The following is a 16772-nucleotide window of genomic DNA, read 5'->3' on the forward strand; positions in this document are numbered from 1 at the left end:
TGTCTTAAACGAGGGTAAATATCTCAATCTTTTTCCTACAGAGCCGAATGACTACGACTAAGTATACGCGATAAACTTAATGAAAAGCGATTAAATCTCAAAGTAGCGTGATTCAATTGAAAGGTGGATGGCTTTATTGCCATCCACTTAAAATGATTAAGATGTAGCGTCAATAACTGCAAGGAATTTATTCATTGCAATACTGATGTAATCCTCAGGTTCAGGCTCAGCAACTCGTTGTAAGCCAACAACCTTTTCATTTTCTGCCGTTCTAATCAAGGTTACACCCTGAGTATTACGACCCACCACGCTTACCTCAGAAACTCGGGTACGTACCAATGTACCTGCATCTGTGATCATCATGATTTGATCGGCGTCGTCTGCCTGAATTGCACCGACAACATGACCATTACGCTCGCTAACTTTGATAGAAATTACCCCTTGCGTCGCACGCGACTTGGTTGGGTATTCTTCTTCAGCAGTACGCTTACCGTAACCATTTTCGGTTACTGTTAAGATATGTCCTTCACCGCGTGGGATGATTAGTGATACAACTTTATCATCGTTCACTAATTTAATACCACGTACACCCGTTGCAGTACGTCCCATTGCACGCACAGCATCTTCAGCGAAACGAACAACTTTCCCTTGAGCAGAGAACAACATCACTTCGTTAGAACCATTGGTTAAATCAACACCAATTAGCTCATCGCCCTCATTAAGGTTAACAGCAATAATCCCACCATTTCTCGGACGGCTGAAATCTTGCAGAGGCGTTTTCTTCACAGTACCGCTCGCAGTAGCCATAAAGACGAAGTACCCATCTTCATATTCACGCACAGGTAAAATAGCGGTAATACGCTCATTTTGCTCAAGTGGTAACAAGTTAACAATTGGACGACCACGCGCACCACGACTAGCTTCAGGTAACTGATAAACCTTCATCCAGTACAAACGACCACGACTAGAGAAGCACAATATGGTGTCATGAGTGTTAGCAACTAATAGACGTTCAATAAAGTCTTCTTCTTTGATACGTGCTGCGGATTTACCTTTGCCACCACGGCGCTGCGCTTCATAATCAGTCAATGGCTGATACTTCACATAACCTTGGTGAGATAAGGTAACAACCACATTTTCTTGATTAATCAGATCTTCAATATTGATATCAGCCGTATTTTCAGTAATTTCTGTACGACGCGCATCATTATAAACATCACGAATAGCTTCGAGTTCTTCACGAATGACTTCCATCAAACGATCAGGACTGGTCAGAATAAATAACAACTCTTCAATTTGTTTGAGAAGTTCACGATATTCATCCAGTAATTTTTCGTGCTCTAGACCTGTCAGTTTTTGTAGACGCAAATCCAAAATTGCTTGTGCTTGTTGCTCAGTCAGGAAATATTCACCGTCATGCACACCAAATTGGTCTTCTAACCATTCAGGGCGCGCAGCGTTATCACCTGCACGTTCAAGCATTGCAGCAACATTACCTAACATCCATGAACGAGCAATCAAACCTGCTTTTGCTTCTGCTGGTGTTGATGCTTGACGAATTAATTCGATAATTGGGTCGATATTCGCCAATGCAATTGCAAGAGCTTCAAGGATGTGGGCTCTGTCACGCGCTTTACGCAGTTCAAAAATAGTACGGCGTGTAACGACTTCACGACGATGGCGAACAAACGCAGCGATGATATCTTTCAAGTTCAATATTTTTGGTTGGCCTTGATGTAAAGCAACCATATTGATACCAAAAGAAACTTGGAGTTGTGTTAATGAATATAAATTATTCAGAACCACTTCACCAACTGCATCACGTTTAATTTCAATCACAATACGCATACCGTCTTTATCAGACTCGTCACGTAATGCACTGATACCTTCAACGCGTTTTTCTTTAACTAGTTCAGCGATTTTTTCAATCAAACGTGCTTTGTTCACTTGATAAGGAATTTCGTGAACAATAATTGTTTCACGACCATTTTTCTCATCAACTTCAACTTCAGCACGGGCACGAATATAAACCTTACCGCGACCTGTTCGATAAGCATCGACAATGCCACGACGGCCGTTAATGATAGCAGCAGTTGGGAAGTCAGGTCCCGGAATGTGCTCCATCAAGCCATCGATACTAATATCTTCATCATCGATGTAAGCAAGGCAACCGTTAATCACTTCCCCTAAATTGTGCGGAGGAATATTTGTTGCCATCCCGACAGCGATACCTGACGAACCATTTACCAATAGGCTAGGGATACGTGTTGGCATAACTTCAGGGATTTGCTCTGTACCATCATAGTTTGGGACGAAATTTACGGTTTCTTTTTCAAGATCGGCCAGCATTTCATGGGCAATTTTCGCCATACGGATTTCCGTATAACGCATAGCAGCCGCAGAGTCGCCGTCGACCGAACCAAAGTTACCTTGACCATCTACCAGCATATAACGCATAGAGAAAGGCTGTGCAAGACGAACAATGGTCTCGTAAACAGCGCTATCACCATGTGGATGGTATTTACCGATAACGTCCCCGACTATACGGGCAGATTTTTTATAGGGTTTATTCCAATCATTTCCCAATACATTCATCGCAAAGAGTACTCTGCGGTGTACCGGCTTCAGTCCATCTCGAACATCTGGAAGCGCACGTCCGACAATAACGGACATTGCATAATCCAAATACGAACTTTTCAGCTCTTCTTCGATATTTACCGGTGTGATTTCTCTGGCAATCTCGCTCATGGAACCACTGTCCCTCATAACTTCGGATTCAAAGAGTAGAACTATACCACAATTCATCAATTTAATAAAAATAAGAGCAACGGGTATTTGTCTTTTCTAATAAAAATAATAGAAGTGGGTATTTGTCTTTCAAGCTATGTATAATAGTCGCAAATTAGTTTACATGTCCGAAACTTGCGAATTGAGTGAACAATAGCCTCTAATAATAGCGCCTAAAAATAGATTCTATTATTTGTAATATTTACGAAGTTAGCTTGCGGGCATCTCTATAGGATAGGAGCTCCTCTCATGAGTGATACTCAAACCCAAGCGTATCTCAATGTCGATAAACAAGAAATTGAAAAATTTGAAGCTATTGCTTCCCGTTGGTGGGATTTAGAAGGCGAATTTGCCCCTTTACATCGAATTAATCCACTACGTCTAGGTTATATCATGCAACGCGTTGATGGTGTATTTGGCAAAAAAATACTCGATGTCGGCTGTGGTGGCGGTATTTTGTCAGAAAGTATGGCGCGAGAAGGTGCAAATGTGACGGGTTTAGATATGGGCGCAGATCCTCTCATGGTTGCTCGCCTGCATTCTCTTGAGTCAGGCATTCCTGTCGAATATGTACAAGAAACTGTTGAGCAGCATGCAGATAAATATCCGCATGCTTATGACATTGTAACCTGTATGGAAATGCTTGAACACGTCCCAGACCCACAATCGGTGGTCAGAGCTTGTGCTAAATTAGTTAAGCCAGGCGGCCATGTTATTTTTTCAACCATTAATCGAAATAAAAAAGCATGGTTAATGGCGGTTGTTGCGGCTGAATATGTAATGAAAATTGTTCCGAAAGGAACCCATGATGCAAAAAAATTCATTCGTCCTTCAGAATTAATTAGCTGGGTCGATAATACACAACTAAAGGACAGACATATCATAGGGTTACATCTCAATCCGTTAACTGATAAGTTTTCGCTAGGCCCGAACGTTGATGTGAACTATATGTTACATACTATAAGCGAATAAATAGCAAGCGGTACGTTTAAGAAAACAGCAAACGGTCTCACTTTACAAAATTAATTTTAGCCTTCATGTCGGAAGCATATTTTTTATTAGTTCCTTTTACCATGCAGCTTACCGACATGATCTGTTTTCTTATCCAAACTGTTATCCACAAGATCACCCCATTTTGTACACTTGATAAAATCACGTATTAACATTATCTTGTTATTGTGAAATCAACAAACCACTACATATAGTGTTAATCCCAACATATCGCTACAAGACTCATGGTATCAAATCATGGGCTTTTTTTATGTTTACGTGACATTATTTGTGGCCCAACCAAGGTGTATTTGCTCATGAACCAGAGTCTGTTAGTCACAAAACGTGATGGACACAAAGAACGTATCGATCTCGATAAAATCCACAAGGTAATAACCTGGGCAGCTGAAGGCCTCAGTAACGTATCTGTTTCACAAGTGGAGCTGCGTTCACAGATTCAGTTTTATGACGGGATCAGAACTTCAGATATCCATGAAACGATGATCAAAGCCGCAGCTGACCTGATCACTGGAGAAACTCCGGACTATCAGTATCTTGCCGCTCGTTTAGCGATTTTTAACCTTCGTAAAAAGGCCTATGGTCAATTTGAGCCACCCGCATTGTTCACTCATGTCAAACGTCTTGTTGAAATGGGTAAATATGACAAGCATTTGCTAGAAGACTACAGCGAAGCAGAGTTCGAGCAAATGGATGGTTTTATTGAACATTGGCGTGATATGAATTTTTCCTATGCGGCAGTTAAGCAACTTGAAGGAAAATATTTAGTCCAAAATCGCGTTACGGGCGAAATTTATGAAAGCGCACAATTTTTATATATCCTTGTTGCTGCGTGCCTGTTTTCACATTACCCAAAAGAAACGCGCCTTGATTATATTCGTCGTTTCTATGATGCGGTATCAACATTCAAAATTTCATTGCCGACACCTATCATGGCAGGTGTTCGCACACCAACACGTCAATTCAGTTCTTGTGTACTGATTGAGTGTGGTGACAACCTAGATTCTATCAATGCAACCTCCAGCGCTATTGTGAAATACGTATCACAACGTGCCGGAATCGGTATTAATGCGGGACGCATTCGTGCATTAGGTAGCCCAATCCGTGGTGGTGAAGCATTCCATACAGGTTGTATTCCTTTTTATAAACATTTTCAGACTGCCGTGAAATCATGTTCACAAGGTGGCGTTCGTGGTGGTGCTGCAACACTATTTTATCCAATTTGGCATTTAGAAGTTGAAAGCCTGCTCGTTTTAAAAAATAACCGTGGTGTTGAAGGTAACCGTGTCCGTCATATGGACTATGGTGTACAACTCAATAAATTAATGTATGAGCGTTTAATTAAAAACCAAAACATTACGTTATTTAGTCCTTCAGATGTTCCAGGCCTTTACGAAGCTTTCTTTGCGGATCAAGATGAATTTGAGCGCCTCTATGTCAGCTATGAACAAGATGAAAATATTCGTAAATCAAGCATTAAAGCTGTCGAACTATTTTCACTAATGATGCAAGAACGTGCATCAACGGGTCGTATCTATATTCAAAACGTTGACCATTGTAATACGCACAGTCCTTTTGACCCACAAGTTGCGCCTGTACGTCAGTCGAATCTCTGTTTAGAAATCGCACTACCGACTAAGCCATTAAATAATATTAATGATGAGAATGGTGAGATTGCACTTTGTACATTGTCTGCATTTAATCTCGGCGCAATTAGTAACCTTGATGAATTAGAAGAGCTTGCAGTACTAGCTGTACGTGCATTGGATGCCCTACTCGACTATCAAGATTATCCAATTATTGCTGCTCAAAAAGGTTCAATGGGTCGCCGTACCCTCGGTATTGGTGTGATTAACTATGCTTACTATTTAGCTAAGCATGGAGTTCGCTATTCCGACGGTAGTGCAAATAATTTGACACATAAAACATTCGAAGCCATTCAATATTACCTGTTGAAAGCCTCTAATGAATTAGCCAAAGAACAAGGCGCTTGCCCATGGTTTAACGAAACGACTTATTCACAAGGCGTTTTGCCTATCGATACTTATAAAAAAGACCTCGATAAATTAACTAATGAGCCATTGCATTATGATTGGGAAACACTGCGCAAAGATATTCAGCAACACGGTCTGCGTAACTCAACATTATCTGCATTGATGCCTTCAGAAACATCATCTCAGATTTCTAACGCAACCAATGGCATTGAGCCACCACGTGGCTATATCAGTATTAAGGCATCTAAAGATGGTATTTTGCGTCAAGTTGTTCCTGACTACGAAAACCTAAAAGGTGCTTATGAGCTATTATGGCAAATGCCATCAAATAGCGGCTATTTGCAACTCGTTGGTATTATGCAGAAATTTATCGATCAATCGATTTCGGCCAATACAAACTATGACCCAACTCACTTTTCGAGCGGCAAAGTACCAATGAACCAATTGCTAAAAGATTTATTGCTCGCCTATAAGTTTGGTGTGAAAACACTTTACTATCACAACACTCGCGATGGCGCGGATGATGTTCAAGGCGATCTGGAAGAAGTTGTTGAGTCAGCAGATTCCGATTGTGAAGGCGGCGCGTGTAAAATTTAATAGGAATGGTTATGTCACATACATATACGACTTTTTCTCAAACTAAGAATGATCAACTACAGGAGCCGATGTTTTTCGGCCAGCCTGTTAACGTTGCACGCTACGATCAGCAAAAATATCCTATTTTTGAGAAATTGATTGAAAAACAATTGTCATTTTTCTGGCGTCCGGAAGAAGTTGACGTGTCTCGCGACCGTATCAACTACAACGCATTGCCAGATCATGAAAAACATATTTTTATTAGTAATTTGAAATACCAAACGCTGCTTGACTCAATTCAAGGTCGCAGCCCTAATGTGGCACTTTTGCCTCTAATTTCAATTCCTGAATTAGAAACATGGATTGAAACTTGGTCATTTTCAGAGACTATTCACTCTCGTTCATACACGCATATCATTCGTAATATCGTTAATGACCCGGCAATCATTTTCGATGATATTGTCGAGAATGAAGAAATACTCAAGCGCGCAAAAGATATCTCATCTTTCTATGACAAACTGATTGAGATGACTAACTATTACCACATGTTTGGTGAAGGTACTCATACTTGTAATGGTAAACAAGTGGTTGTTTCACTGCGCGCACTGAAAAAGCAGCTGTATCTGTGCTTAATGAGTGTTAATGCTCTTGAAGCTATCCGTTTTTATGTCAGTTTTGCTTGTTCCTTTGCTTTCGCAGAACGCGAATTAATGGAAGGTAATGCAAAAATCATCAAACTGATTGCTCGTGATGAAGCACTTCACCTCACAGGTACACAGCATATGCTGAATTTGCTTCGTTCAGGTCAAGATGACCCTGAGATGGCAGAAATTGCAGCTGAATGTGAACAAGAGTGTTATCAATTATTTGTTGATGCGGCAGAGCAAGAAAAAGAGTGGGCTGAATACCTATTTAGCGAAGGCTCGATGATTGGTTTAAATAAAGACATACTTTGCCAGTATGTTGAATATATTACCAATATTCGTATGCAAGCTGTTGGACTCAAATTACCATTTGAAGGTCGTTCAAATCCGATCCCATGGATTAACGCTTGGTTAGTTTCAGATAACGTTCAAGTGGCGCCACAAGAAGTTGAAGTCAGTTCTTATTTAGTCGGCCAAATTGACTCTCAAGTTGATACCGACGATCTGAGTGATTTCGAACTCTAATTATGGCAAGTCATAAAGTCACCCTGCGTTTAACGCAGGGTGTGCAGATCCCCTACCATGCTGACGTTCACTCTTGTTTATTGGAAGCACTTGAAGATAGTCGTATTCCGGCTGAATATCAGTGCCGTGAAGGCTACTGCGGTTCATGCCGAGTAACGTTACACAAAGGAAAAGTGGGGTATAAACATAAGCCCCTCGCCTATGTTCAAGAAGGTGAAATACTGCCCTGTTGTTGCCAGCCCCTTTCAGATATTGAAATCGGTTAGCGCTTCTAAATCTATATTAATACCGCGATTGCACCGTTTATCTTTAATATAATAATGGTCATTGTCATATTAAATTGTGCAATCGCAGTTATTTTACCAAAACAACTCTATTTCGCCTTTCTTTTACAAATAGCCATACATCGCAGCAAATACCCAACCAAACACGCAGGATACACCGACACCAATCAATCCCGGTAAAATAAAGCTGTGATTAATAACATATTTACCGATACGTGTTGTACCCGAACGGTCAAACTGGATAGCAGCGAGATCGCTTGGGTATGTCGGTAAAATATAATAACCATAACAGGCAGGAGCAGATGCAATAATATAAGCAGGATCAACGCCAATGCCCAAAGCGATAGGCACTACCGCAGCCAAAGCCGCCGCTTGGGAGTTAACAAACTTAGACACTAACAATAGAACAATGGCATAAGCCCAAGGGAAGTCTTTGACCAATGCTCCTAAAGTGCCTTTGATTTCATCCATGTGTGCGCCGAACATGGTTTCAGCCATCCAAGCGATACCATATACCGCAACGATAGCAATCATCCCTGAGCGAAAGACTTCATTCTTAGATATTTGTGCTGGGTTCGTTTTACAAACAATAATGATCAATGCACCAGCTAATAACATAAACATCTGAATAACAAGTACCATTGATAATGGCTTGCCATTAATTAACGGTCTCAATTCAGTGAATGCACCAAGCAATGCGACAACAGCAATAGAGCCCAAGAATATCCACATTGCCACCCAATTAATCTTAGGTAATTTTGTATTCAGTAAAGTGACACTTCCGCCGTATACATAATCATGATTTTCCGGTACAGATATAAACTCTTGGAACACCGGGTCTTTATCAAGATCTTTCCCTCTGAACCAGCTAAAAATACCAATAGCTAAAATACCAAGTAGAGTTGATGGAATAGTGATTGCAAGTAAATCTAGAAACTCAAGGGATTGCCCATTAATTGTCACTCCATTTAGCATCGCGACTAGTGATACCACCGCCACTGATACTGGGCTGGCGATGATCCCCATTTGAGCCCCAATACTACTGGCTGCCATTGGTCTTTCTGGACGAATATTATTTTTAATAGCCGCATCATAGATAATTGGCAAAATTGTATATACCACATGCCCAGTACCGCACAACATGGTTAAGATACAAGTCACAAATGGTGCCACAATAGAGATGTATTTTGGATTTTTACGTAATAGTCGTTCTGCAATTTGCAGCATGACATCCAAACCGCCTGATGCTTGTAAAGTTGCTGATGCTGCAACAACAGCAATAATTACGAGCATGACGTCTACAGGCGGTTTTCCTGGCGGCAAACCGAACCCAAAGACAAGTATAACGAGGCCGACACCACCCAAAAGCCCCAATGCCATTCCCCCTTTCTTTGCTCCGTAGAACAAACAAACGAGAATAATGGCAAGCTGAATCATAAAGTCCATAGTTCCATCCTTATATATAGGTTTCTATACATTATCCGGATGATATTGAAGCGTGAATTTGATTTATGATAATTTAAAAATGAATTTAATTTTATTTTTAAGGTCTTTTTTTAGCCACTGTCACAAAATTCAACTTAAGTAACTGCCATACTGCTCTGTTAAAATTAAATTCAAGTAAAATCAAGCAATTAAATCATACCTGATAACATTTTCCCCTCTTGAAATTTACCTTTAATCATCTTAATTCATAATTTATATTAATATTTATCCTTGCCATTTTTTTATATTATTAATACTTTTTAAAACTCACTATTATTTATATCATGCAAGTGTAAACATAATATTACACCATCTGTACTTTTGATTTGACAGGTTAATCACAATCGCATAATCTGCTTGGCAAATTAATATATCGAATTCAATCAGAGGAACTTGTGAAGAATCGTACTCTTGGCAGTGTGTTAATCGTTGCAGGAACAACAATAGGCGCAGGGATGTTGGCAATGCCGCTTGCCGCTGCAGGTGTAGGTTTTACAGGTATCGTCTGTTTACTTGTTGGGTTATGGATGTTAATGAGTTATACCTCATTATTACTGGTAGAGGTTTATCAACATAATCCTGCCAATATGGGTTTAGGGACTATCGCAAAAAAATATCTTGGCCCTGCGGGTCAACTCGCGACAGGTCTGAGTATGCTGCTATTAATGTATGCACTAACTACCGCTTATATTGGTGGGGCGGGTGTCCTAATCTCAGATAGTTTGTCTTCTTGGTGGGGTATCAAGGTCTCAACGAATACTGCAATTGTTCTATTTACCCTTGTTGGGGGCGCTGTTGTATGTGTTGGCACGCACTCTGTTGATTTTATTAATAGAATACTATTTACAGCAAAAACTATTTTTTTAGTTATCATGCTTGTCGTTATGATGCCTCATGCTGAAGCTGTCAATTTGAGTACCATGCCACTTGAAAAAGGCCTGCTACTTGCTGCTGTACCGGTTATTTTCACCTCTTTCGGCTTCCATGGCAGCGTGCCAAGCTTAGTCAACTACATGAATGGGGATGTTCGTAAATTACGGATGATTTTCCTCACTGGTAGTGCGATTCCATTAGTTGCTTATATTTTATGGCAAATTGCCACATTAGGCTCAATTCCATCAAGCACCTTCATGGGTATTCTCGCCCAAGAGTCTGGATTAAACGGTTTATTAACCGCGATCCGTGATGTTGTTTCAGCACCAAAAGTAAATATTGCAGTCAGCCTATTTATGGATTTAGCGCTAGCAACTTCATTCTTAGGTGTGGCTTTAGGTTTATTTGATTATCTCGCTGACCTTTTCAAGCGTAGTAATCGTTTAATAGGCCGTGTGCAAACAGGCTTGCTCACCTTCGTTCCACCATTATTAGCAGCGCTATTTTTCAGTAGTTTTGTTCAGGCGTTAACTTATGCCGCCGTTGCACTATCTGTATTAGCACTGATTATTCCTGCATTATTAACAATGCGAGTTCGAAAAGTTGAAGCTAAAGGTCAATACCAAGTTAAAGGCGGCTTCCCTATATTAGCGCTAGTTCTATTATGTGGTTTTGCCGTAATCGCTATCCAATTTTCAATTGTGGCAGGATATTTGCCCAATGTAGGCTAGTTTGCATTTAACTATTGATACCATAAAAAATACCCCAAAATTGTTTTCAATCTTTGGGGTATTTTTTTATTTCAAATAATTAAGCTTAATTATTTTTCAAAAAAGTCACACTGTAGCCAAGCCGTAACGAAAGTTACCAAAAGTGCATACATATACATAAGTATGCCCTTTGGCAATCCTAAATAGCTTATAGTCTACAAGATAAAACAAATTAAAATGAGAGGCCCGCACCAAGGTACAGTCCATCTGCAATTTTCTCATTAGACTTATTATGTGTGCCTTTCATTTCTATTACACGATAACCTGCATCAATAGATAATGGTTTAAATACGGTATAGCGCGCCCCTGCTTTAGCTTCAACATAGGATTTACTGCCAGATGTCAGGGATTCTGGCGCACCATATGCTTCACCATAAATGTTTAGCGAAGGCAATGCTTGCCAGTTTAATCCACCACCTACAGCAAGTGCAGCACCGTTGCTATTGTTATCAGGTGATAAATATAATGCTTTTCCCCCAACATAAGCAGCAAACGGACCTACTGGCAAACCAAATGTTGCACCAACGCTACCGAGCTGACCATCATGATCACTACGTGCCCATGAGCCATTCAAAGCCAGGCCCGCATTACGATTACCAAGGCTTGCATCTAATTCAGTATAGTGTTTACCCGCTTGAGCGCTAACTGAAACTGCATGTGCTGTTCCCCAAAAAAGTGGGGTCGTTGCAGCGACGATAAGTAAAACTTTACGCATAATTATTATCCTCATTATATTATTACGTAGGGATACTACGCGATTTTATCTTTTTTCTCAGTCATTCTTACCAAGATTTACGCAATCAACATGATAAAAGCACGATAAATTCACTATTTAACCTATAACCATGTTTTTATAAAGGGTATATACTATTACAACACCCAATAGAACGTAAAAGACTGTCTTGTTACCTTAATTGCAGTAATTGGTTGTTCTGATTAGATTATTAATTTAATACTTACTATACTAAATCATGCGTTTTTTATAGTAAATAATATTAATTATCACAAGAAAATTAACTAGTTAATTACTTTTATACAGTTTATAAATCCAAAGCAATGGAGCATATGATGACAAAAAAAGGTCTTACTACCGCCTCTGGAGCACCAGTTGCCAATAACAATAATGTTATGACAGCAGGTAAACGCGGTCCAATGTTGTTACAAGATGTTTGGTTTTTAGAAAAATTAGCCCATTTTGATCGTGAGGTCATCCCAGAACGACGTATGCATGCTAAAGGTTCAGGCGCTTTTGGGACTTTTACCGTCACCCATGATATTTCTCAATATACCCGTGCTAAGATTTTTTCAGAAGTCGGTAAAAAAACAGAGATGTTTGCACGCTTCTCAACTGTTGCTGGTGAACGTGGTGCAGCTGATGCCGAACGTGATATTCGCGGCTTTGCCCTCAAGTTTTATACAGAAGAGGGAAATTGGGATATGGTGGGTAACAACACGCCTGTCTTCTATTTCCGTGACCCTTTAAAATTCCCAGATTTAAACCATGTGGTAAAACGCGATCCGCGCTCTAACTTACGCACCATGGAACACAAATGGGCTTTCTTCTCTCAATTACCTGAGTCTTTACACCAATTAACCATTGATGCGAGTGACAGGGGCATTCCACAAAGCTACCGTAACATGCATGGTTTTGGTAGCCATACTTATAGCTTCATCAATAGCAATAATGAACGTTACTGGGTAAAATTCCATTTCCGTTGCCAACAAGGCATTAAAAACCTCTCCGATGAACAAGCAGAGCAAATCGTTGCTAAAGATAGAGAAAGCTCCCAACGTGACCTGTTTGAGTCTATTGAAAAAAATGATTTTCCACGTTGGAATTTACAAGTCCAAATCATGCCAGAGAAAGAAGCATCGCAAGTGCCTTATAACCCATTTGATTTGACTAAAGTTTGGCCACATAAAGATTATCCATTAATTGATGTCGGCTATTTCGAACTTAACCGTAATCCAAATAACTATTTCTCTGATGTTGAACAAGCCGCATTTAGTCCAGCCAATATCGTCCCTGGAATTGGTTTCTCACCAGATAGAATGTTACAAGGCCGCTTATTCTCTTATGGGGATGCACATCGTTATCGCCTCGGAGTTAACCACCATCAGATCCCAGTAAATGCACCACGTTGTCCATTCCATAATTATCACCGTGATGGCGCAATGCGTGTTGATGGTAACAGTGGCAATAACGTTACCTACGAACCAAATGAAGCTGGTTTATTCCAAGAACAACCTGATTATAGTGAGCCGCCATTATCTATTGAAGGTGCTGCTGACCATTGGGATCATCGTGAAGACCAAGACTATTTCAGCCAGCCACGAGCATTGTATGAACTATTAGATGATGCAGAACACCAACGTATGTTCCAACGTATCGCAGGTGAACTGATTGATGCGACTGAGACGACACAAGTACGTCAAATTGCATTATTCAAACAAGTCCATCCTGAATATGGTGCTGGTGTTGAAAAAGCGCTGAATGCACTGAAGTAATGCTTAAATATTAATTATCAGGCTCTAAAAATAGAGCCTGATTTTAAATTTTTTCCATTCATTACGCAAAGCAACCGAGCAATTTCAAGTTTTATTCGCTTTCTTTTAATAGCCAGTTTTTGATTTGTTGTCGGGAAACTTTAATTCCACTCGCCTTTAATTCATTAGCTAGACGATAATAAGCCATAGGATATTGATAAGGTGCGACCTTATCTTTTAGCCATGCAGCAACGTCATTCAATTCCTCACTATCATCAAGCTCAATAACAGCCACAGGGCGTTGACCAAATTCAGCGTCATCAATAGGAATAACAAAACTTTGTACAACTTTGGGATGGCTATTAATAATGGCTTCGATATCTTCTGGCTGCACGCATTCCCCACCGCTGATAAATACGTTATCTAAACGACCCAATATTTGGTATTCGTTTTCAATAAATGCTCCTTTATCATTGGTTTGGAACCAACCCTCTGTACATTTTAAGGGCTTAATTTCGCCATCAAACCAATACCCCATTGCTTGACTCGATGATTGAATTTGGATTTCATCATTAACGATACGCACTTGCTTACCTTTTAGCGCAATACCGACACCTTTTTTACCATCGGCACGCTTAGCGCAAACGGTAGATGCCATTTCTGTCATGCCATAACCACTCCAGCAGACAATATCACGGCTTGCTGCTAAATCAGTCAGGGCTGTTGGAATAGTCGCACCACCGAGCAAAACTTCTTTTAACGCAGTGTCAGGGGCAGTATCTTGATTAAGTAAGCGCCACAACTGAGTTGGAATTAACGATGCATGCGTGACTTTTTGTAAGGCTTCAATTAATGGACTAGCCATAATTGAAAGACCACCACCACGTAATAACCATCGCCAAACGATACCTTGTCCTGAAACGTGAAATAAAGGCAAAGAGAGCAACCAACAATCTTGTTGCTGGTAATTCATCACGTTAATAACACCTTCCGCACTATTCAAATGCGCTGTAACATGGTGAACCGCCGCTTTAGGTAAGCCTGTTGAACCTGAAGTCAAAATCAGCGTTGCTGGCAGGTTTAATGCTTCAGTATATTGCATCAACTGAAAATCATCATTTGCAGTAAATAATAAAAAATTGGAATATTCTAAAGTGGGATAATCTTTCGTTAGCGTACCCAAACCATCAAAATCAATCACAAAATCAATATTAAGGTGTGGCAGTAATTCATCAAGTAACCTATCCGGTAAACGCGGATTAAGAGGTAATACGCGTGCGCCACTAGCAATGATGGCGAGTTGGCTCAATAACAGTTCAACGCTGTTTTTACCTCGCAAAATAACGGCTTGATGCTTTTGTAAACCTTGGCGAGCAAAGTACGCGGCTAATTGATAAACGTGCTTACTGAATGAACGCCAAGTATAACGCTCAGTATCTGTGACTAATGCAATAGTATCAGGTTGAAGACTGGCCCAGTGTTGCCATGGCCAGTCTGTAAAATGGACTACTTCTGCCATACAATTGTCAATTCATCTAATTGTTGCACTGGAATTTCACATTGTGGCCACGGACGTACTAATTGGGATTGGATTAAAGAGACGGTATCTAGCCCTGGTATCGTATCAGGTGTCAGCCAGTCTGCGATGCGAGCAAGTTGAGTCAAACCAAAACTGGTTTCAATTGATGAGCTAATAACCGCTTGTAAGCCCAATCGATGAGCTTCTTCGATTAAAGACTGACAATAAGATAAACTTCCCGTTAATGTAGGTTTTATCACGATAGCAGCAACACCAGGTAACGCTTCAACTTTAAAGTCGGCTTCACGAACACTTTCATCCCATGCGATAGCGATGCCAGTCTCTGCGGAAAATTGCAAAGATTCTTCACGGGTTTTACAAGGCTCTTCAAGAAAAGCAATACGGTCACGATATTCAGGATTAATATATTTAGCAAAACCATCCGCTTTTGCGCGAGTCCAACTGCGGTTCGCATCCAAACGTAGTTTTAGTTCGGGAACGGCTTCAAGCAATATATTTGCGACCATACCATCACGAACCGCTTCATATAGCCCAACCTTCACCTTCGCGACTTTGTCGCCATCCATTGCTGCAAGGCTTAAAATCAAATCATCAGGATCGCCACTACACAAAGGCGCTTTACGATAATTCGCTTGTTGAGGCAATTTTCCGGTCAATTCAGCTAATGCACAACTGCAACCGAAGGCCACTGATGGCAATAAGCTATCAGAGATATTACCGTTACTTACCCATTCATTTAGCCAATCAATCACATTGGCAGTAGCATCTGCTAAGGTTTCTTGACTAAACTCAGGTAGAGGTGAAATCTCTCCCCAACCTTCGCTATCCCCATCCTGTAAACAGACCAGTAGCCCATCGCGGGTTTTCAGTCGTTGATAACGAAGGATAATGCCTGCCTCCATTGGCAGGCTGAATGAATAAAGTGTCGCTTTACGCATTATGGATTACGCTTATATTTAGAAAAATCAGGGGCACGTTTCTCATTAAATGCATTACGTCCTTCCTGACCTTCTTCTGTCATGTAGAACAACATAGTTGCATTACCAGCGAGCTCTTGTAACCCTGCTTGACCATCACAGTCTGCATTTAAAGCCGCTTTCAAACAGCGCAGCGCCATTGGGCTATTTTCTAACATTTCACGGCACCAACGGACAGTTTCTTTTTCTAAGTCAGCATTAGGCACAACAGTATTAACTAAGCCCATATCTAAAGCTTCTTTAGCATCATATTGACGGCACAGGAACCAAATTTCACGCGCTTTCTTTTGACCTACGATGCGAGCCATATAAGAAGCCCCCCAACCACCATCAAAAGAACCGACTTTAGGACCCGTTTGACCAAATACTGCATTCTCTGCTGCAATAGTGAGATCGCACATCATATGCAATACGTGACCACCACCAATAGCGAAACCTGCGACCATTGCAACAATGGGTTTTGGACAAGTTCGAATTTGGCGTTGGAAATCTAATACATTTAAATGATGGGTACCACTTTCATCACGGTACCCGCCGTAGTCACCACGAATTTTCTGGTCACCACCTGCGCAGAAAGCTTTCTCGCCTTCACCCGTTAGAATAATAGTCCCAATGTTATCGTCATAGCGTGCATCTGATAATGCTTGGATCATTTCTTTGACAGTCTGTGGGCGAAAAGCATTACGGACTTGAGGACGATTAATGGTGATTTTGGCAATACCCTCTGGAGACTTGTGATATAAAATATCATCAAATCCTTCAGAGCAATCTTTCCATTCAATCGGGGCATACAATTTTTCTTCGCTCGGATACATCATTATC

At 40.6% G+C, this 16772-nt stretch carries 12 protein-coding genes; 6 read left to right on the forward strand and 6 right to left on the reverse strand.

From position 1 onward, the window contains the following. Window positions 1-156: 156 nt before the first annotated feature. Entirely contained in the window at window positions 157-2748 is a 2592-nt protein-coding gene (gene gyrA, locus AAZR93_RS05200; RefSeq protein ID WP_294108058.1) for a DNA topoisomerase (ATP-hydrolyzing) subunit A, read from the reverse strand. 288 nt (window positions 2749-3036) lie between these two features. Here gyrA and ubiG point away from each other — a divergent pair, with 288 nt between their 5' ends. From ubiG to yfaE, 4 genes are all read left to right on the forward strand, one after another. Continuing rightward, window positions 3037-3759 carry a bifunctional 2-polyprenyl-6-hydroxyphenol methylase/3-demethylubiquinol 3-O-methyltransferase UbiG gene (gene ubiG, locus AAZR93_RS05205; RefSeq protein WP_434719154.1) on the forward strand — a complete coding sequence of 241 codons (723 nt, stop codon included), beginning with the start codon at window positions 3037-3039 and terminating at the stop codon, window positions 3757-3759. A 335-nt stretch (window positions 3760-4094) separates the two neighbouring features. Further along, on the forward strand, window positions 4095-6386 hold the full coding sequence (gene nrdA, locus AAZR93_RS05210; protein WP_294108054.1) for a class 1a ribonucleoside-diphosphate reductase subunit alpha: 2292 nt from the start codon (window positions 4095-4097) through the stop codon (window positions 6384-6386). Window positions 6387-6397: 11 nt separating this feature from the next. Continuing rightward, window positions 6398-7534 (forward strand): class Ia ribonucleoside-diphosphate reductase subunit beta, encoded by a 1137-nt coding sequence (gene nrdB / locus AAZR93_RS05215; RefSeq protein WP_294108052.1) that lies wholly within the window; start codon window positions 6398-6400, stop codon window positions 7532-7534. A gap of 2 nt (window positions 7535-7536) precedes the next feature. Then, window positions 7537-7800: a class I ribonucleotide reductase maintenance protein YfaE gene (yfaE, locus tag AAZR93_RS05220; protein ID WP_294108050.1), complete on the forward strand. Its 264-nt coding sequence runs from the start codon at window positions 7537-7539 to the stop codon at window positions 7798-7800. A gap of 123 nt (window positions 7801-7923) precedes the next feature. On the opposite strand, the gene AAZR93_RS05225 is transcribed toward yfaE, so the two are convergent. Then, window positions 7924-9264 (reverse strand): anaerobic C4-dicarboxylate transporter, encoded by a 1341-nt coding sequence (locus AAZR93_RS05225; protein WP_294108048.1) that lies wholly within the window; start codon window positions 9262-9264, stop codon window positions 7924-7926. A gap of 434 nt (window positions 9265-9698) precedes the next feature. On the opposite strand from AAZR93_RS05225, the gene tyrP reads away from it, so the two are divergent. Next, entirely contained in the window at window positions 9699-10907 is a 1209-nt protein-coding gene (gene tyrP / locus AAZR93_RS05230; RefSeq protein WP_434719155.1) for a tyrosine transporter TyrP, read from the forward strand. A 211-nt stretch (window positions 10908-11118) separates the two neighbouring features. Here the strand turns inward: tyrP and AAZR93_RS05235 are convergent, their stop codons facing one another. Beyond that, window positions 11119-11661: a YfaZ family outer membrane protein gene (locus AAZR93_RS05235; RefSeq protein ID WP_294108044.1), complete on the reverse strand. Its 543-nt coding sequence runs from the start codon at window positions 11659-11661 to the stop codon at window positions 11119-11121. Between the two features lie 350 nt (window positions 11662-12011). Between AAZR93_RS05235 and AAZR93_RS05240 the strand changes: the two genes are divergently transcribed. Then, window positions 12012-13454, forward strand: coding sequence for a catalase (locus AAZR93_RS05240; RefSeq protein ID WP_434719156.1), 1443 nt, complete (start codon window positions 12012-12014; stop codon window positions 13452-13454). A gap of 91 nt (window positions 13455-13545) precedes the next feature. Here AAZR93_RS05240 and menE read toward each other — a convergent pair whose 3' ends face one another. Genes menE through menB form a run of 3 tightly spaced genes read right to left on the reverse strand, consistent with a single transcriptional unit; the run spans window position 13546 to window position 16768 of the window. After that, window positions 13546-14952: an o-succinylbenzoate--CoA ligase gene (menE, locus tag AAZR93_RS05245; protein ID WP_434719157.1), complete on the reverse strand. Its 1407-nt coding sequence runs from the start codon at window positions 14950-14952 to the stop codon at window positions 13546-13548. Then, complete coding sequence (gene menC, locus AAZR93_RS05250) at window positions 14940-15911, reverse strand: o-succinylbenzoate synthase (RefSeq protein WP_294108039.1); 972 nt, start codon at window positions 15909-15911, stop codon at window positions 14940-14942. Before menC ends, menE begins: the two co-directional genes overlap by 13 nt. Next, window positions 15911-16768 (reverse strand): 1,4-dihydroxy-2-naphthoyl-CoA synthase, encoded by an 858-nt coding sequence (gene menB / locus AAZR93_RS05255; RefSeq protein ID WP_434719158.1) that lies wholly within the window; start codon window positions 16766-16768, stop codon window positions 15911-15913. Before menB ends, menC begins: the two co-directional genes overlap by 1 nt. Window positions 16769-16772 lie beyond the last annotated feature (4 nt).

It is taken from the genome of Providencia sp. Je.9.19 (assembly GCF_051129765.1).
In the GTDB taxonomy this organism is placed as follows: Bacteria; Pseudomonadota; Gammaproteobacteria; order Enterobacterales; family Enterobacteriaceae; genus Providencia.